Genomic DNA, 17,643 nt, shown 5'->3' on the forward strand with positions numbered 1-17,643 from the left:
CTCGTAAAAGCGCAAAACGCGTGTTGCACAGGAATCCGGGGAGAACCATTTATTACCCTTACCGGTGCTCCGGCGCCTTTCGGACTGTTGAGCCACCCGCAGAGCTCGCGGTTTGACAGCTCCTTGACCAGACCGTGTGATTTGAACTGGCAGAGCCTGCGAACCCAAAACGAACTGGCCAAGATGCAACATTCTTGGGTCAAATCGCTTAAAAACCGGACAGTCACTAAACTACTTTCCAATCGCGAAGATCTTATCAGGTCAACAAATGACCTTTTCGCTGATAGAAAGGCTTCAGTTCCGTTTGACCGGCGCGGTACACTGATCACATGCGAAGGCTTGATGAAAAACAGAAAAAGCAATGACGCCCAAACCAATAATCGCAGCCTACGACCGCTGATCCGATTGGTTCCCTATCTATCGCGCCACAAAAAAATGGCGGCAGCAGCGCTCATGGCTCTCGTTGCCGCCGCAGCCATTACACTCATCTTGCCCACCGCAATTAGGCGCATGATTGATTTCGGATTTGGTGCGGACGACCCGGCACTCATAAACGCTTATTTTTTCGTCTTAATCGGCGTTGTAGCCGGATTGGCCGCTGCGAGTTCAATTCGCTATTTTCTGGTTATGTGGATTGGTGAGCGGATTGTAGCCGAAGTTCGCGCAGACGTGTTCGCACACATGACACAGCTTAGTCCGGCATTCTATGACAGCGCAAAATCCGGGGAGATCCTCTCACGCCTCACCGCCGACACCACCCAGATCAAATCGGCATTCGGGGCAAGCGCTTCGGTAGCGCTGCGAAATTTCATGATGTTTGCCGGCGCCAGCATCATGATGGTTGTCACCAGCCAAAGGCTATCGCTCATTGTACTCGCTGCGATACCGGTGATTATCATCCCTCTGATCGGTTTTGGGCGATCCGTTCGCAAAAGATCCCGGTCTGCTCAAGACACCCTCGCCGAAGCCACCGCCTATGCCAGCGAAATGCTGGGCGGTGTTCGCACTCTGCAAGCCTTTACTAACGAGGAGTTTGCCACGAACCGTTTCCGAGGCGCGGTTGAAAAGGCCTTTCGAACAGCCAGACAAGCGACCGCGGCCCGCGCAATTCTTACCGGATTTGCCATTTTGGTAATCGGATCAAGCATCGTTGCTGTCCTCTGGATCGGCGCCAGCGACGTCTTCGCCGGACGCATGACAGGTGGTCAGCTGAGTCAATTTCTCTTGTATTCGATATTGGCCGCGGGCTCGCTCGCAAGCCTTTCGGAGGTATGGGGTGAGCTCTCTCAGGCAGCGGGCGCGGCAGAGCGTTTGAGCGAACTATTGGACATCCGGCCCGATATTGCAGCTCCAGCTAATCCTGTGCCGCTGCCTAAAGATCCAGCTGGACAAGTCGTTTTCGACGCTGTCTCGTTCGCCTATAAATCGGCAGAATACAACGCTGTCATTGAGGGCCTTGACCTCGTGATCGAGCCAGGAGAAACCGTCGCGATTGTTGGTCCATCAGGTGCCGGAAAGTCCACTCTATTCCATCTGTTGATGCGGTTTTACGATCCCGATCAGGGCAACATCCGGATCAATGGTGCTGACCTCAGGCGAATGGACCCAGCTGAATTCCGCAAAGCAATCGCCTTGGTACCGCAAGATACCGTCATTTTTGGAGCATCAGTGGCAGAGAATATTGCCTACGGACAGCGTTCAGCCTCGAAATCTGAGATTGAAGCTGCAGCCGAGGCTGCGCTGGCCTACGAATTTGTATCCAGGATGCCAGACGGGTTTGATACTTTGGTTGGAGAACGTGGGGTTACGCTATCTGGTGGGCAAAGGCAAAGAATTGCTATTGCTCGGGCTATCTTGAAAAACGCGCCGATTTTGCTTCTGGACGAAGCGACAAGTGCGCTGGACGCCGAAAGTGAATACTTGGTTCAAAAAGCCTTGGATCGCCTCATGCAAGGACGCACGACCTTGGTGATTGCCCACAGGCTGGCGACTGTTTTGAAGGCTGACCGGATCGTTGTGATGGAGAACGGGCGAGTGGTTGAAACGGGCACACATGACGAGCTCGTGACCCAGGCAGGTGTCTATTCGCGCCTATCAAAGTTGCAATTCGATACCGCCAGAATCGGGGCCGCAAGCGAACAAAGCCTGACCGCATAGCGGCCAGGCTTTGTTCGCTTTTCTGCATTGCGCGGCAAGGCTCAGCGCTTATTGGTCTGCCGGAACCTCAACGGTGTAGTTGAGCGGCATCCGCCCCCCATCAGCCATGATAGTTTGACCGGTTACGTAACTGGCATCAGATGAAGCCAAAAATGCCGCAACCCCGGCTATTTCTGATGGCTCACCAATGCGAAGCATTGGTGTACGTGACAAAATGCGATTTCTCGCAGCTGGATCGCTGTTCACCGATGCTAGCATTTCAGTCATGATCGAACCAGGACCGATGGCATTAACACGAATCCCGTATTTCGCCAGAGCCAAAGCAGTGGTTTTCGTTAGCTGAGACATTCCCCCTTTAGAAACGCAATATGGGATCTGGTTCGGGATCGCGATCACAGAGTTCACAGAGGACATGTTTATGATGGTACCCGGCTCGCCGCCGCCTTCCACCTTTTCAACCATGTGGCGCGCAACAGCTTGCGAACACAAGAATGCGCCCTTCAGATTGATCGAAAGCACGCGGTCGAAATCGTCTTCCTCAAGCTCCAAGAAATCTGCACCGACGACAATCCCGGCATTGTTCACCAGAATATCGATGTCACCATATGCGTTCAGTGTTTCGGCTACCATGTTGCGAACATCAAGACGCTCGGCGACATTGCAGTGAATATACATAATGTCGCCAAGGCTCTTAAGATCGTCAGCAGCTGCCTGCCCGGCTTCATCGTCAACGTCCGCCAAAACAACTTTGGCACCATCCATCACGAAACGTTTTGCAACAGCAAAGCCGATGCCGCGGGAGGCGCCGGTGATTATGGCAACCTTATTTTCAAGAGACACGGATGACCTCAGTTTTCAAAAAATTGATTAAGAGCGAATAGCAGTCGGCTCCGCTCGCCAGAGCGCAGACCATAAGTGTGTACAGGCATTATGTCGATGGCCGTTTTACCGGACAATAAACCGGCCTGCTCAGGACGCTTTTGACAAACCATGTTCCGCAAGCGCCGAGGTAATTTCATCCAGAATCGCCGGGTCATCAATGGTCGCTGGCATCTTGTAAGCTTCGCCGTCTGCAATCTGACGCATCGTTCCGCGCAGGATTTTGCCGGACCGGGTTTTAGGGAGCCGGTCAACCGTGATTGCGATCTTGAACGCGGCCACAGGACCGATCCGCTCCCGCACCAGCTTGATCAACTCCGCCTCGATTTCCGAATGCGGCCGGCTAACCCCTGCCTTCAACACCACAAAACCACAAGGCAACTGGCCTTTCAATTCATCTGCAATTCCGATAACCGCACACTCCGCTACGTCCTTGTGTGCGGCCAGGACTTCTTCCATCGCACCAGTGGAAAGACGGTGGCCAGCCACATTGATGATGTCGTCCGTACGGGCCATGATCGACAGATAGCCATCCGCGTCGATTGTCCCTGCGTCCGACGTCTTGTAATAGCCTGGAAATTCGGCCAGGTAGGCATCGAAGAAACGTTTGTCTGCATTCCACAATGTCGGAAAGCATCCCGGAGGCAATGGCAACTTCACGACAATGTTGCCCAGCGTATCAGTAGCCAGCGGATGACCGGCATCGTCTAGGATCTGAACGTCATATCCTGGCATCGGCACCGTGGGCGACCCAGGCTTTACCGGCAATCGCCCCAGACCAAGCGGGTTGCCAACAATGCACCAGCCGGTTTCGGTCTGCCACCAATGATCGACAATCGGAACACCCAGTTTTTCGGCTGCCCAATTAACTGTTTCTGGATCAGCCCGTTCACCAGCCAAAAACAGCGATCGGTACTGCGACAAGTCATATTGTTCTAAGAACGTCCCTTCTGGATCCTCTTTCCGAATAGCTCGAAACGCTGTCGGCGCAGTGAAAAGAGAAACCACATTATGTTCAGAAATAACGCGCCAGAAAACACCGGCATCAGGCGTTCCAACTGGCTTGCCCTCGAAAACAACCGTGGTGCACCCGTGCAGCAGCGGCGCATAAACAATGTAGGAATGACCGACCACCCAACCGACATCAGAAGCAGCCCAAAACACTTCACCTGGCTGGATATCATAGAGGTTGGTCATGGACCATTTTAGAGCAACCATGTGGCCACCGTTGTCACGGACAACGCCTTTGGGCTGTCCAGTGGTGCCACTGGTATAAAGCACGTACAGCGGATCGGTCGCCTTCACCGGGACGCAGTCTATTGTCCTGCCCGACGACAACGCATCGGCCATCGCCGCACCAAGGTCAATATCTTTCCCGGCAACGATGTTTGCTGCGGCTTGATCGCGCTGAATGACAAAGCAAGTGTCCGGCTTATGTGACGCTTGGAAGATGGCTTCATCCACCAAAGGTTTATAGGCAATAATCCGTCCGGGCTCGATGCCGCAGGAGGCGGCAATGATTGCTTTTGGCGCGGCATCATCGATCCGGGTCGCTAGTTCATTGGCTGCAAAACCGCCGAAGACGACCGAATGAATTGCCCCGAGTCTTGCGCAGGCAAGCATCGCCATGACCGCCTCAGGTATCATCGGCATGTAAATGATGACCCGATCACCCTTGGAAATACCACTGTCAGACAAAACGGCAGCCATCGCCTGAACGTGGCTAAGGAGTTCTGAATAGGTGTAGGTTTTCTGGGACCCGGTAATGGGGCTGTCGTATATCAAAGCGGGCTGGCCAGGACGCCCTCGTTCGACATGCCGATCAAGGCAGTTGTAGCAAGTATTGCACTCCCAGTCAGGAAACCAGCGTCCATATTGGCCAGCATCGGGATCGAAGACTTGATTGGTAGTTGAAGTCCAGTCGATTTCATGAGCTGCTCTTTGCCAGAAACCCATCGGGTCACTCTTCCAAGACTGGTAGGTTTCTTGGTACCGGCTTGCCATTTTCATGATCCTCCCATGATGCAAGGCTGCGTCGCAACTCGCGCCCGTTTAAATTCACAGTGCGGTATCTATAGGACAACTTGCAAGGCAGAACGGATAAGACATTCGCAGGGATCGGGACTTTACGTAGAGCTGCGCGGTGTGCTTGGGTCCGTTTCCCTTCAACGAAGCCGTTTCAGCAAAAAATGACACCAATCCTTGATCCTTGGTTTTACGCTGCTGCGATACCTGCCGTTTTTGTCGTTGGACTGTCGAAGGGTGGTTTCGGCGGCACTCTGGCCATGCTTGGTGTCCCGGCTATGGCGCTGGTGATTTCACCAATTCAGGCTGCAGGCATCATGCTTCCTATTCTTGTCGTGATGGATGGGATCGCGTTGCTAGCCTATCGCGGGCGGGCAGACTGGTTATCCCTGCGAATTCTGTTGCCCGCAGCTATTGCGGGCATTTGCATCGGCTGGCTCACTGCCACGTACGTGAACGATGGCATGGTTGTTCTTCTGGTAGGGATATTGTCTCTGTTGTTCGTTGCTGATTACGTTTTCGAGAGAAATAGCCGCCAAACAGCGTCCAAACATAACCCGCTCAAAGGCGGCCTATGGGGCACAATTGCAGGATTTACGAGTTTCGTAAGCCATACGGGCGGTCCACCATTTCAGCTTTATGTGGTTCCTTTGCGGCTGGAGCCCGCCCTTTTCGCCGGAACAGCGGTTATTTTTTTCGCCGCCGTCAATGCAATGAAGCTTGTGCCGTACTACTACCTCGACCAGTTTGACGCGACAAACATAGCAACATCGTTGGTGCTGCTTCCCATTGCTCCAATCGCAACACTTTGTGGCGTATGGCTGGTCAAGAAGATTGACACTGAAACCTTCTATCGGCTGATTTATGCACTGATGCTTTTGATCGGTTGCAAACTTATATTTGACGGCATCGCATCCCTAACCTGATGAGAGACGTTGTGTTTTTAACGTCAGAGTTCCATGCCCATAAAAATCCACTGAAATTTCATTAGAATTTGCCCCTTTACGATTGTGGCAAATTTAAGAAATGGCTGTTTGATTGCCGCCGCATATCGCCAATCCGGCTGCATTGATGCCATTTCAATGCTGCAACCAGAAACATGGCCATGAACCAAGAAACCGCAACGAAAACAGCATGGCCTTCCGGCGTTCAAAATAGGGGGCGAAAACTCTACAATATGCATAGGTGGATGGCAGTCGCCGTCTACTCACTGCTCTTGTTAGTAGTTGGATCGGAAGCTCAAGGCCGCCAGCGGGCGCTAGACAGCTACTTCGATTGCGGCCATTTCATATCGTTCGTGAGTAGAGTGAACGGACCTGACTGGAACTGGAGCGAAACAAAGAACGCGATCAGAACATTTAAAGAAATCGATCGCCGGGAAATCGAGTACCTGTACACATCCTGCTATGCTATTTTATTGGATGTAATCGCAAAAAAAGGCACGCAGGAACAGTTCCACATCCTCAAACAACAAATGGCACTTGTTAGTGTTACAGAAGGGGACCTTATACTGATCAAGCATATTCCAGACAAAATTTTAAAAGACCCGAAGATAAGACATCTTCTTGCAAATTACATTCAATACGTAACGGACCGTCTTCAAGTTATTCTGCTAACAGGCGATGTAGTGCGTAAAAACACTATTGCATACAACTGCTTACAAGACATCGGCATTTCAGAGTTGTGTGTCAAAATTCTCAGGAAGGAGTATGGGCGCTTCCGGTCCGCACGTGTCGAAAAAGAGATCCAAGAGCTTTTCCGCCCTGCCTATGACCGCCCGGATCCATTTATTTCCACGTCCACTCAGTAACTCGCTGTAGCTCGACGAAGCACCCGCCCATCGGCGCATTGCGGAATCAGATAATTCCCGCTTTCATGCTCTCCAACCACATGGGAGGAAATAACGATGGACGCGGCCTCTAGCCCCTATGAAGTTGGACTTGAAAAGAACCAGGCGAACTTTGCGCAATTGAGTCCTTTGAGCTTCTTGGCAAGAGCGGCAGATGTGTTTCCTGACCATCCTGCAGTAGTTCACGGCAGTCAAAAGTCCACCTACAGGACCTTCTACAATCGTTCGAAACAGCTGGCTTCATCACTACGAAAAATCGGTGTACGCAAAGCGGACACTGTCACCGTCATGCTGCCGAATGTGCCGCCAATGCTTGAAGCGCATTATGGCGTACCAATGACGAAAGCCGTCCTTCACTCGCTGAACACCCGTTTGGACGCGCAAGTTATAGCTTTCCAGCTCGATCACGCCAACACGAAGGTGTTAATCACAGACCGGGAATACGCGCCCGTCATGAAAGAGGCCCTCAAGCTGGCAAAAGTCAAACCTGTCGTCATCGACTACTCTGACACGGAGTTCCCCCAAGCTGGCGAGCGCTTGGGCACCTTGGACTATGATGAGTTTGTGAGTAGTGGAGACCCGGAATTTGAGTGGTCCCTTCCGGACGATGAATGGGACGCAATCACGCTCAACTACACTTCCGGTACAACAGGCAATCCGAAAGGCGTGGTCTATCACCATCGCGGAGCGTATTTGCTGGCCCAAGCGAACATCATCACTGCGTCCATGGCAAAGCATCCGGTCTATCTTTGGACACTGCCAATGTTTCATTGCAATGGTTGGTGCTTCCCATGGTCAATGTCCGTAGTGGCCGGCACCCATGTCTGCCTGCGCTGGGTGAGGCCAAAAGCCCTGTGGGACGCGCTTGCCGATGAAGGCGTCAGCCATCTGTGCGGGGCTCCAATCATCATGTCAACACTCCTGAATGCTGCACCGGACGACAAGCGCGAGCTGTTGAACAAAGTTGAATTTTTCACAGCGGCTGCCCCGCCTCCAGAAAGCGTGCTTGCCGCCATGAGTGCGGCTGGTTTCAATGTGACCCATTTGTACGGACTGACAGAGGTCTATGGGCCCGCGGTCGTCAATGATTGGAAAACCGAATGGGATGAGTTGCCGGCCGCCGAACAAGCGGCAAAAAAAGCGCGCCAAGGCGTGCGATATATTGCACTTGAAGCCCTGAGTGTTCTTGATCCCCAAACACTCGAAGAAGTGCCTTCTGACGGTCAGACACTGGGAGAAGTTATGTTCCGGGGCAACGTCGTAATGAAGGGATATCTTAGGAACCCCGAAGCAACTTCGGAGGCGTTCGCCGGCGGCTGGTTCCACTCAGGAGATCTGGGGGTACTGCATCCAGACGGATACGTTCAGCTGAAAGACCGTTCCAAAGACATCATTATCTCCGGCGGTGAAAACATTTCATCGATTGAAATTGAAGACGTCTTGTACAAACACCCGGATGTTATGTCAGCCGCCGTGGTCGCGCGGCCGGACGAGAAATGGGGTGAAACGCCGTGCGCGTTCATCGAATTGCGCCAGGGGGCCGAGCCGTCAGAGCAAGACATCACTAACTTCTGCCGGAACCATATGGCAAATTTTAAGGCTCCGAAAACAGTCATATTCACCGAGCTTCCAAAGACATCGACCGGCAAGATTCAGAAATTTGCCTTGCGGGAGCAGGCCAAGAACCTGTGAATTTTCTAAATGTAAAAACGCCGCGGACAATCCGCGGCGCTTTGTTTGTAATGTGACAATGCGCTCAATGCAGAGTGTCGGTTTTTCGTATTCGCTCAATCTGCTCTTTGAGTTTTAATTTCTTTCGTTTGAGGTCTGTCAGTTCCAAAGAGTCGGTACTCGGGTGAAGAAGAGCGTCCTCAATCTTCCGTTCCATTTCGGCGTGACGGCGCTGAAGTTCTTCGAGATGCGACTGCATGGACATGGAATAACCTCCTGTCTGTTGGCTCAACCGGTCTATCGTGCCATAGGAAAATAAGGCTTGTCGATTGCAGATTATGCATAGCCAGCTAGTTTCGCCGTCAAAATGTGCAAACCGGAGGACAAGCTTAGGAAGCTCTTAAGTTCGAAGCCCATACGCCGTGAATTAATTGCGTTTTTTGGAAAGGAAATTGCGTACGCGCACAACTTGAATGAACCGGCAAGACTTGCTCTTCACGTTTGAGCTTGTCATAGGAAAGGACCGGTATGCGAAAGTCAGGGGAACAAGATGTCGGACGAGGATGAAAATGCTCTGCGCAGGGAGCTCGCACAGCTTCGCCAAGAGCATCGGGACCTCGACGTTGCGGTGGAGGCACTGGGCGCGACAGCCAACTCCGACGCGCTTCAACTACAGAGGCTTAAAAAACGAAAACTCATGATTAAGGATCGGATTGCTCAGCTCGAAGACAAGCTGTTTCCTGACATAATTGCGTAAACGTAGGCTTGGGCACTGCTAAGCCTTGCATGTAGCTTAGACCTGCATATACTCCGCGCCTTTCCGGGCAATGACAGGGATCACGCGCATATGGCCAAGGCGGATGTCGCAATTATCATGGGCAGTCAATCCGATTGGCCAACAATGAAACATGCGGCCGAAGTTTTGGACGCACTCGGCATCTCCTACGACGCACGCATTGTGTCCGCGCACCGTACGCCAGATCGCATGTACGAATTCGCGAAAGGCGCGAAAGCTGCGGGTTTCAAAATCATTATAGCCGGCGCCGGCGGCGCCGCACATCTGCCTGGTATGACAGCTTCCCTGACCCCCCTTCCGGTGTTCGGTGTCCCGGTCGAAAGCAAGTGCTTGTCAGGCGAGGACAGCCTTTTGTCAATCGTGCAAATGCCAGGTGGAATTCCTGTTGGAACCCTTGCCATTGGAAAAGCAGGAGCGACAAATGCCGCTCTTTTGGCGGCTGCTGTATTGGCCTTGTCGGACAAACTCATTGAGCAAAAGCTTGAGGACTTCCGCAGCGCTAAGACAGCATCCGTCGGAGAGCGCCCTTTAGACGCCTAAGCGCATGCCGCGTTGCATTCGGAGCACAACAGCCCATGACCTCAGCGAAACAACTTCGCCCCGGTGACACAATCGGCATATTGGGCGGTGGCCAACTCGGGCGAATGCTGGCGATATCGGCAGCTGAGCTCGGTCTGAAATGCCATATTTTTTGCCCGGACGAAAACAGTCCAGCCTTTGAAGTTGCGGACAAGGCGACGATCGCAGATTATACTGATCTGCACGCGCTCGATTCATTTGCGGCCGATTGCTTCGCTATAACCTACGAGTTTGAGAACGTACCCGGAGAGACCGCCGAACGCCTTGCTGCCACTTCAGTTGTGCGTCCGTCCGCAAAGGCGCTGGAGATTGCTCAGGACCGCTTGTCGGAAAAGGATTTCCTATCAGGATCGGGTATCGCACTTGCGTCCTATCAAAGGATCGACAATCAAAATGATCTGGAGAACGCACTCATCAAAAACGGTGGCCGCGGCGTATTAAAGACCAGGCGCTTTGGGTATGATGGTAAAGGCCAGGTCATGATCCGCTCAATGACAGATGCAAAGACAGCTCTTGAGCAACTGGGGCATGCGCCTGCAGTTCTCGAAGAGCTGGTGTCGTTCGACCGGGAAGTTTCGGTAATTGTTGCACGCGATGTGACTGGAAGCTCTGCCACTTACGAACTTACCGAAAACGTTCACGAAAACCACGTTCTTAAAACGTCGACGGTTCCGGCAAATGTAGACCAAAAAGTGGATGTGGCTGCTCAGGCCATCGCGGTAAAAATCGCGGATGCCCTCGACTACATCGGGGTAATGGGTGTCGAAATGTTCTTGGTCAAAACAGTCGGTGGTGACCGCCTGCTGGTCAATGAAATAGCGCCGCGCGTTCACAACTCGGGGCATTGGACCCAGGACGCATGTTTGACATCTCAATTTGAGCAACACATCCGTGCGGTCGCAGGCTGGCCACTGGGCTCCACCAAACGACATTCCAATGTGATCATGCATAACCTGATCGGTGATGACGTCACTGGTTACGGCAACGTTCTTCAAGAGCCGAACGCGCGGCTACATCTTTACGGGAAAGCGGAGGCGCGCCCGGGCCGGAAGATGGGCCACGTCAATCGACTGTCGCCGCGGGCCTGACCCGACTCCCTTTATGCTCCCTAAAACCGTATCAGCTTGAGCTTCTCGCGCTGGTAAAAGCGGCGATTGGCCAGTACGGCAACGGTCGCAAGCCCACCGGCCAGACCACACCAAATCCCAATTCCCTCAAGGCCTGCAGCAAACCCGAGGCCCAGTGACAAACTGATACCAACCACCCAGTAGCCGAACAGCGCGTAGTAGAGCGGCACTGTGGTGTCTCCCAGCCCTCTCAAATTGTTGACACCGATGATTTGCGCACCGTCCGCCAACTGGAATATGGCCGCGACGAACAAATAAGTGGATGCCAGAGTTAGAACGGCTTGAGACTGCGGGTTGCCGAAATCCAGATAAAGCGCAACAAGAAATTCAGGGACCGTCCAAAACAAGATGGCAAAGCACCCCATGAATCCAAGAGTGATTGCAAGAGCGGTCCATCCTGCACGCCCAATTGCTGACCGATCTCTACGCCCGGCAGCCAGCCCAACGCGCGTCATGGCCGCCTGACTCATACCAACAGGCACCATAAAGGTGACGGATGCGATTTGCACCGCGATCCCATGCGCGGCCAGAGGTATCGTGCCTAACCAACCCATTAAAATAGAAGAGGCTGCAAACAATCCTGCTTCAGCCACGATCGTGACGCCGATGGGCCAGCCAAGCCGTATTATTTGAAAAAAGACCGGCCAGTCCATGCGCCAAATCCGGCCAAAAATGTAATAGCGGCGCAGTTTCGGATGCATGCTTGCGTAGGCGAAGAGTAGAAGCATTGTTACTGTTGAGCTGACCACTGAGGCAATACCCGCACCGATCAGTTCGAGCCGCGGAAAACCAAGGTTTCCGAATATCAGCAGGTAGTCCAGAATGGCGTTCGCTATAGCACCGGCAATTGTGGCGTAGAGGACGATCTGGGCACGCTCCATTACGGTCAGAAAGCCGCGAACTGCCATTATGCCAAGAGCAGGCATCAACGTCCACATCAGAACGTCCATGTATTGTCCTGCCAACCGCGAGATCTCCGGGTCCTGTTTTAAGGCGATCAGGATTTCAGTTGTGAAAGACAACAAGATCCAGAACGGCAGGCAGTACACAACCACAATCCAGAAACCCATTCGCACACAGCGGCGAACCTCACGCACATTTTTTTGCCCCCTGGCGTGCGCAGCCAAAGGTATAACTGCCTGCAGGATCCCCATGCCGAAGAACCAGGTCAGAATGTAGAGATTGAAGGCGAGAACAGCGGCAGCGAGCGGCTCTGCTCCAAGCCTTCCAATCATAATCACATCAGTCGTATTGATGGCGATTTGGGCAATCTGTGCGCCTGCCAAAGGTAGACCGAGCGCCAGTGTCGGTTTTACGTCACTATTCCAAAGCCCGCGATGCTTGTTGCCATGCGGGGTCGTCACCACGCCTGCCATCATATTCTCCATGTCGTTGAGACGGTCAGCGCGCAGTCAGCGATAAACCGTTAAGGCCGGTCTAGTCGTCATTTCACACACTGTCCATCACGGACGTCGGAGGTGACCCGAATAAAATGCTAAATACTGAATAAGAGCATTCGCTAAAATGGGGCGTTGGTGGGCAACCGGGTCTCAGGGAGATCTCAAAATACTCTGCAAACAGCATGGGCAAACATGGGTAGCCCAGTGTTGTGCGCGAGATTTGGCCCTCTGGCACGCTTGTCATGTTGCGCAACAGACCGGAAAAGTGAGTGCGTGATGTCGGCAATTTCTGGGTGAAGATGTTTGAAACACGGCTAAAGCCATTGAGAATTCAGACGAAATAGCGCATTGTCCGAATATAGTTTCGCGGCACGTCTGTTAGAAAAAGATCAGGTCGTTGTGCTTGAGCACATGGTTTGCCACGGACAACATATCAATATGTTCAACGGTTTAGCCGGGACTGAAACCATTTTTTCTTTTCCCAATTTTCGCCGGATCGCTCAAATTTTTGTGGCCGCTGCCATGGTATCCGGCTGCCAGACCAGCGACGGGTCTTTCCAGTCATCGCCAGTTGATAAGGCGGCGGGTTCATCCGCGAATATAGATTCGCTCACCAGCGTTATTAAGGCAAATCCAAACGATGCTGATGCCTACAACACACGCGGGATAGCCTACGGGCAGGCGGGACGATTGCGACAAGCGCAAGATGATTTCAACACTGCAATTCAGCTAGACCCGCGGTCGCCGGAAGCCTACGCAAACCGCGCCCTTGTATACCGCAGGATGGGCGATGAGCAGGCAGCTATCGCTGACTATACCCGCGCGATCAAATTGCGGCCGGACTATGATGCAGCCTTCGTTGGGCGCGGGAATGCCTACCGGACACTCGGTCAGGTTGGCCCCGCACTTCAAGACTTCAATGCAGTCATCGCGCTTAACAGCTCGAACGCCAGAGCCTTCTACAATCGCGGCCTTATTTATCAATCCCAGAACAATCACACTCAAGCCATTGAGGATTTTGCTACCGCGATCGGACTTAATCCAAATGCCAGCGAGCCATACATAGCCCGCGGAATCTCTTATCTCGAAATAAACGATCCAAATGCAGCATTTTCTGATCTGTCGCTCGCAGTGAATCTGGACAGACGTTCAGCGGTTGCTTGGGCAAACCGGGGCCTGGCGCTCGAGCTGCTCGGGCAGCCGACCGATGCACTACGCAACTACAACAAGGCGGTCAATTTGGACAATTCCAACAAGCTGGCACGTGAAGGCCTCAGCCGAATGAACCGCGGCCAGCGGATCTAGACCACGGTCAAAACGGCACTTGTGCTTCAAACATTACCCGTTCCCCGTTCGCCGGATGGTGCACTTCAAGACTTTCTGCATGGAGCGCAAGCCGGTTCGACTCAGCCAGCGCGTCTGCTTCCGCATAAAAACGGTCACCAATGATGGGATGTCCTATGGATAATAAGTGCACCCTCAACTGATGGGACCGACCTGTCCTTGGATACAATCGCAGACGCGTTGTGCGCTCCAGGCGCTCAATGGTTTCCCATCGTGTAAATGCTGCTTTGCCTAGTTCAAAACTGACCATTTGCTTTGGCCGGTTGGGCCAATCGCATATGAGCGGCAAGTCAATTTCCCCGCAATCCTCCACAGGATGTCCCCAGACGTCTGCCACATAGGTTTTTGCAAGTTTGCGCCGTTCAAACTGAAGCCCCAAATGCCTATGGGCTGCGGCGTTGCGCGCAAGAACCATGACCCCGGACGTGTCCATGTCCAACCGATGTACAATACGGGCGCCAGGAAACTTGGCCTTTGCCCGCGTATCGACGCTGTCGGCATGTTCTGGAGCTTTACCAGGAACACTTAGAAGGCCGCTCGGTTTGTTGACGACAAGAAGATCGGCGTCTGCATGCATGACCTCGAGCCAAGGCTCAACGGGCGGGTCATATATAAATGATTTCGAAGCTCCTCCAACCATGGCAGCGCTTATAGCGGATTACCCAGAAAACAAAAGGCGCGGAATACCCACGCCTTTTGACAACCATAATATACGGCAATCACTAGATCGCCTTGACGATCTCTTCGGTCATCTTTTTTGCATCACCGAACAACATCATCGTTCGATCATTGAAGAACAATTCGTTCTGAATGCCAGCGTAGCCGGAGCTCATGCCTCGCTTCACAAACAGAACCGTACCTGCTTTGTCTACATCCAAGATCGGCATGCCATAGATTGGCGACTGAGGATCGTCTCTTGCAGCTGGGTTGGTGACATCGTTCGCACCGATCACATAAACGACGTCAGCCTGCGCGAATTCGGAGTTGATGTCCTCCAGCTCAAACACTTCATCGTAAGGCACGTTTGCTTCAGCGAGCAGCACGTTCATATGACCAGGCATGCGCCCTGCAACCGGGTGAATGGCATATTTGACCTCAACGCCCTCTTCTTTGAGGGTATCGGCCAACTCACGAAGGGCGTGTTGCGCTTGTGCGACCGCCATACCGTATCCTGGGACAATGATAACTTTGGACGCGTTCTTCATGATAAAGGCAGCATCGTCCGCAGCCCCCTGCTTAACCGGGCGTTCTTCACCGCCATCACCGCCGACTGCCGCGGTTTCGCCGCCGAAGCCACCGAGGATCACGGAGATGAACGACCGGTTCATGCCTTTGCACATGATGTAGGACAGAATTGCACCCGACGACCCAACCAGCGCACCAGTTATGATCAGCGCCATATTGGAGAGCGTGAAACCAATGCCGGCGGCCGCCCAGCCCGAATAGGAGTTCAGCATAGACACCACCACCGGCATGTCTGCGCCACCGATCGGGATGATGATCAAGATACCAAAGACGAATGCGATGATGACCAGCAGCCAGAAAATGGTCATGCTCTCCGTGCTGACCAATACAATGGTCAGGACGACCATGGCAGCCGCAAGACCAATATTAATTGCATGGCGCGCCGGCAGCATGATGGGTTTACCAGACATACGGCCGTCAAGCTTCAAGAACGCAATAACTGAGCCGGTGAACGTAACTGCACCGATTGCCGCTCCAATCGCGCCTTCGATAAGAGCAGAGGTGTGGATGTGCCCTGGGGCCCCGATGCCGAATGCAGCAGGTGCATAAAGGGCACTAGCTGCCACAAACACAGCGGCAAGTCCGACCAGTGAGTGAAAAGCCGCGACCAGCTGGGGCATTGCCGTCATGGGGATCCGGCGCGCAATGACCGCCCCGACCCCGCCACCAATCGCGACGCCAATCACAATCAGGACAAAAGAACCGAAGGTGACACCTGATGCAAACAAGGTCGTCACGACGGCAATGGCCATACCGACCATTCCAAAGATGTTGCCCTGCCGCGAGGTTTCGGGGCTTGATAGTCCGCGCAGCGCCATAATGAAGAGCACTGCGGACACAAGGTAGAGGACTGCTGTTAGGTTAGCTGACATGAGATCGCCCCCTTACCGTTGCTTTTTCTTGTACATGGCAAGCATCCGGCTGGTTACCATAAACCCGCCGAATATGTTTACGCTCGCCAGTATCAAAGCAAGAAAGCCAAAAATCCGGGCCATCATCGCGCCATCCCCGGCGGTCAAATCAACACCAACGGCAAGCAGAGCACCCACCACGATCACCGAGGAAATCGCGTTGGTTACAGCCATCAGCGGTGTATGTAGGGCCGGGGTCACAGACCAAACCACGTAGTAGCCAACAAAAATCGCCATCACGAAGATTGAAAACAGGAATACGAAAGGTTCGATCATGCCGCTGCCTGACGCTGCCTGGAGCGCGATATCGCCAGCGCCCGCCGCAAGTTGGTCAGCATACCCTTGAGCCGCCTGCGCGGCTTCCTGCGCCGTTGAAGCCGCCTCACGCGCGGCTTCTGCCGCAGCATTGGCCCGCTCTAGCGCTTCTGTTTGAGACAGTTCGCTCATCACTCCCCCCTTTAGCTTTCTGCCGAAGCGAAGGCGGGATGAACCACCTTGCCGTCACGCGTCAAAACCGTCGCCGTGATCAACTCGTCGTCCCAATTCGGTGCGAGCGATTTATTTTCTTTGTCGATCATGGTTTCCAGAAACGCCGACAGGTTCTTTGCATATAGAGCCGACGCGGATGCCCCTATACGACCCGGCACATTCAAGTGGCCAACAACTTTTACTCCGGAGACCGTTGCGACTTTTCCGGCTTTTGAACCTTCGACATTGCCGCCGCGTTCAACTGCCAAATCAACCACAACAGAACCGGGTTTCATGCTGGACAGCATGTCTTTTTTTATGAGACGCGGTGCCGGACGTCCCGGGATCAACGCAGTTGTGATCACAATGTCCTGTTTTGCAATGTGCGTGGCGACTAGCTCAGCCTGTTTCTTTTTGTAGTCGTCAGACATTTCCTTGGCATAGCCGCCTGCGGTCTCTGCCTGCTTGAATTCATCATCCTCGACAGCAACGAACTTCGCCCCGAGCGATTCCACCTGCTCTTTAGCGGCTGGCCGAACGTCGGTCGCGGTCACCACTGCCCCCAATCGACGTGCAGTCGCGATGGCTTGCAGACCAGCAACTCCCGCGCCCATGACGAAAACACGCGCGGCAGGAACGGTACCAGCTGCAGTCATCATCATCGGCATAGCACGGTCGAATTCAGCAGATGCATCAATAACAGCTTGGTAACCCGCCAAATTGGCTTGGGACGACAAGACATCCATCACCTGAGCACGGGTAATGCGCGGCATGAATTCCATAGCGAATGCAGTGACGCCCGCATCGGCCATTGCTTTAACATCTTCTTCGTGACCGAACGGATCCATGGATGCAATTACCAGAGCACCCTTCTTCATGGACTTGAGTTCATCCACAACGGGGCGGCGCACCTTCAGGACAACGTCGGCGTCAGCCATAGCTGCGGCAGGATCAGCAGCAATGGTGGCACCTGCAGCTTCGAAATCCTCATCGAGGATACGGGACTTTGTACCAGCGCCTTTTTCGACAATGACGGTGGCGCCCAGGCCCACCAGTTTTTTAACCGTATCGGGCGTTGCAGATACGCGTGTTTCACCCGCGTCGCTTTCGCGCGGCACTGCAATTTTCATGAACAGCCTCCCCGAGGAACATGGCGCGGCCTTTATGACACAAAGGCCGCTTTACCTGTTTC

At 53.3% G+C, this 17,643-nt stretch carries 16 protein-coding genes; 8 read left to right on the top strand and 8 right to left on the bottom strand.

Annotated features, from left to right (window positions below):
• The first annotated feature begins 342 nt into the window (after positions 1–342).
• Positions 343–2,157 (top strand): ABC transporter transmembrane domain-containing protein, encoded by a 1,815-nt coding sequence (locus JM93_RS17630; protein WP_145346111.1) that lies wholly within the window; start codon positions 343–345, stop codon positions 2,155–2,157.
• A 48-nt stretch (positions 2,158–2,205) separates the two neighbouring features.
• Here JM93_RS17630 and JM93_RS17635 read toward each other — a convergent pair whose 3' ends face one another.
• Both JM93_RS17635 and JM93_RS17640 read right to left on the bottom strand, forming a co-directional pair.
• A complete protein-coding gene (locus JM93_RS17635; protein WP_145346113.1) occupies positions 2,206–2,997 on the bottom strand; it encodes an SDR family NAD(P)-dependent oxidoreductase in 792 nt (263 codons plus the stop codon).
• A gap of 129 nt (positions 2,998–3,126) precedes the next feature.
• Positions 3,127–5,040 (bottom strand): propionyl-CoA synthetase, encoded by a 1,914-nt coding sequence (locus JM93_RS17640; protein ID WP_145346115.1) that lies wholly within the window; start codon positions 5,038–5,040, stop codon positions 3,127–3,129.
• A 185-nt stretch (positions 5,041–5,225) separates the two neighbouring features.
• On the opposite strand from JM93_RS17640, the gene JM93_RS17645 reads away from it, so the two are divergent.
• The 3 genes from JM93_RS17645 to JM93_RS17655 all read left to right on the top strand — a co-directional run bounded on the left by JM93_RS17645 (position 5,226) and on the right by JM93_RS17655 (position 8,602).
• Positions 5,226–5,987, top strand: coding sequence for a sulfite exporter TauE/SafE family protein (locus JM93_RS17645; RefSeq protein ID WP_145346117.1), 762 nt, complete (start codon positions 5,226–5,228; stop codon positions 5,985–5,987).
• A 179-nt stretch (positions 5,988–6,166) separates the two neighbouring features.
• Positions 6,167–6,871 (top strand): hypothetical protein, encoded by a 705-nt coding sequence (locus tag JM93_RS17650; RefSeq protein ID WP_145346119.1) that lies wholly within the window; start codon positions 6,167–6,169, stop codon positions 6,869–6,871.
• Between the two features lie 96 nt (positions 6,872–6,967).
• Entirely contained in the window at positions 6,968–8,602 is a 1,635-nt protein-coding gene (locus JM93_RS17655) for an acyl-CoA synthetase (RefSeq protein ID WP_145346121.1), read from the top strand.
• A 64-nt stretch (positions 8,603–8,666) separates the two neighbouring features.
• On the opposite strand, the gene JM93_RS17660 is transcribed toward JM93_RS17655, so the two are convergent.
• Positions 8,667–8,846: a YdcH family protein gene (locus JM93_RS17660; RefSeq protein WP_145346123.1), complete on the bottom strand. Its 180-nt coding sequence runs from the start codon at positions 8,844–8,846 to the stop codon at positions 8,667–8,669.
• 285 nt (positions 8,847–9,131) lie between these two features.
• On the opposite strand from JM93_RS17660, the gene JM93_RS17665 reads away from it, so the two are divergent.
• From JM93_RS17665 to JM93_RS17675, 3 genes are all read left to right on the top strand, one after another.
• Positions 9,132–9,338: a YdcH family protein gene (locus JM93_RS17665; RefSeq protein WP_145346125.1), complete on the top strand. Its 207-nt coding sequence runs from the start codon at positions 9,132–9,134 to the stop codon at positions 9,336–9,338.
• A 90-nt stretch (positions 9,339–9,428) separates the two neighbouring features.
• Positions 9,429–9,917: a 5-(carboxyamino)imidazole ribonucleotide mutase gene (purE, locus tag JM93_RS17670; protein ID WP_145346127.1), complete on the top strand. Its 489-nt coding sequence runs from the start codon at positions 9,429–9,431 to the stop codon at positions 9,915–9,917.
• 35 nt (positions 9,918–9,952) lie between these two features.
• Complete coding sequence (locus tag JM93_RS17675) at positions 9,953–11,044, top strand: 5-(carboxyamino)imidazole ribonucleotide synthase (RefSeq protein ID WP_145346129.1); 1,092 nt, start codon at positions 9,953–9,955, stop codon at positions 11,042–11,044.
• A 20-nt stretch (positions 11,045–11,064) separates the two neighbouring features.
• Here the strand turns inward: JM93_RS17675 and JM93_RS17680 are convergent, their stop codons facing one another.
• Positions 11,065–12,459 (bottom strand): MATE family efflux transporter, encoded by a 1,395-nt coding sequence (locus tag JM93_RS17680; RefSeq protein ID WP_145346131.1) that lies wholly within the window; start codon positions 12,457–12,459, stop codon positions 11,065–11,067.
• A gap of 462 nt (positions 12,460–12,921) precedes the next feature.
• Between JM93_RS17680 and JM93_RS17685 the strand changes: the two genes are divergently transcribed.
• Entirely contained in the window at positions 12,922–13,788 is an 867-nt protein-coding gene (locus JM93_RS17685) for a tetratricopeptide repeat protein (protein WP_145346133.1), read from the top strand.
• Between the two features lie 7 nt (positions 13,789–13,795).
• Here JM93_RS17685 and JM93_RS17690 read toward each other — a convergent pair whose 3' ends face one another.
• From JM93_RS17690 to JM93_RS17705, 4 genes are all read right to left on the bottom strand, one after another.
• Positions 13,796–14,404, bottom strand: a complete 609-nt coding sequence (locus JM93_RS17690; protein WP_341873637.1) for a pseudouridine synthase — start codon at positions 14,402–14,404, stop codon at positions 13,796–13,798.
• A 145-nt stretch (positions 14,405–14,549) separates the two neighbouring features.
• Positions 14,550–15,944, bottom strand: a complete 1,395-nt coding sequence (locus JM93_RS17695) for an NAD(P)(+) transhydrogenase (Re/Si-specific) subunit beta (RefSeq protein ID WP_145346137.1) — start codon at positions 15,942–15,944, stop codon at positions 14,550–14,552.
• A 12-nt stretch (positions 15,945–15,956) separates the two neighbouring features.
• Positions 15,957–16,430, bottom strand: coding sequence for a proton-translocating transhydrogenase family protein (locus tag JM93_RS17700; protein WP_145346139.1), 474 nt, complete (start codon positions 16,428–16,430; stop codon positions 15,957–15,959).
• 11 nt (positions 16,431–16,441) lie between these two features.
• Positions 16,442–17,581: a Re/Si-specific NAD(P)(+) transhydrogenase subunit alpha gene (locus JM93_RS17705; protein WP_145346141.1), complete on the bottom strand. Its 1,140-nt coding sequence runs from the start codon at positions 17,579–17,581 to the stop codon at positions 16,442–16,444.
• Positions 17,582–17,643: the final 62 nt, after the last annotated feature.

Origin of the sequence: Roseibium hamelinense (assembly GCF_007830545.1) — a bacterium.
GTDB classification, from domain to species: domain Bacteria; phylum Pseudomonadota; class Alphaproteobacteria; order Rhizobiales; family Stappiaceae; genus Roseibium; species Roseibium hamelinense.

What these genes read in the sequence shown, in the direction of transcription:
- JM93_RS17630 (WP_145346111.1), top strand. Translation starts at nt 343, where the DNA reads ATGAAAAACAGAAAAAGCAATGACGCCCAAACCAATAATCGCAGCCTA.
- JM93_RS17640 (WP_145346115.1), bottom strand. Translation starts at nt 5,040, where the DNA reads ATGGCAAGCCGGTACCAAGAAACCTACCAGTCTTGGAAGAGTGACCCG.
- JM93_RS17645 (WP_145346117.1), top strand. Translation starts at nt 5,226, where the DNA reads ATGACACCAATCCTTGATCCTTGGTTTTACGCTGCTGCGATACCTGCC.
- JM93_RS17650 (WP_145346119.1), top strand. Translation starts at nt 6,167, where the DNA reads ATGAACCAAGAAACCGCAACGAAAACAGCATGGCCTTCCGGCGTTCAA.
- JM93_RS17655 (WP_145346121.1), top strand. Translation starts at nt 6,968, where the DNA reads ATGGACGCGGCCTCTAGCCCCTATGAAGTTGGACTTGAAAAGAACCAG.
- JM93_RS17660 (WP_145346123.1), bottom strand. Translation starts at nt 8,846, where the DNA reads ATGTCCATGCAGTCGCATCTCGAAGAACTTCAGCGCCGTCACGCCGAA.
- JM93_RS17665 (WP_145346125.1), top strand. Translation starts at nt 9,132, where the DNA reads ATGTCGGACGAGGATGAAAATGCTCTGCGCAGGGAGCTCGCACAGCTT.
- purE (WP_145346127.1), top strand. Translation starts at nt 9,429, where the DNA reads ATGGCCAAGGCGGATGTCGCAATTATCATGGGCAGTCAATCCGATTGG.
- JM93_RS17675 (WP_145346129.1), top strand. Translation starts at nt 9,953, where the DNA reads ATGACCTCAGCGAAACAACTTCGCCCCGGTGACACAATCGGCATATTG.
- JM93_RS17680 (WP_145346131.1), bottom strand. Translation starts at nt 12,459, where the DNA reads ATGGCAGGCGTGGTGACGACCCCGCATGGCAACAAGCATCGCGGGCTT.
- JM93_RS17685 (WP_145346133.1), top strand. Translation starts at nt 12,922, where the DNA reads ATGTTCAACGGTTTAGCCGGGACTGAAACCATTTTTTCTTTTCCCAAT.
- JM93_RS17690 (WP_341873637.1), bottom strand. Translation starts at nt 14,404, where the DNA reads ATGCATGCAGACGCCGATCTTCTTGTCGTCAACAAACCGAGCGGCCTT.
- JM93_RS17695 (WP_145346137.1), bottom strand. Translation starts at nt 15,944, where the DNA reads ATGTCAGCTAACCTAACAGCAGTCCTCTACCTTGTGTCCGCAGTGCTC.
- JM93_RS17700 (WP_145346139.1), bottom strand. Translation starts at nt 16,430, where the DNA reads ATGAGCGAACTGTCTCAAACAGAAGCGCTAGAGCGGGCCAATGCTGCG.
- JM93_RS17705 (WP_145346141.1), bottom strand. Translation starts at nt 17,581, where the DNA reads ATGAAAATTGCAGTGCCGCGCGAAAGCGACGCGGGTGAAACACGCGTA.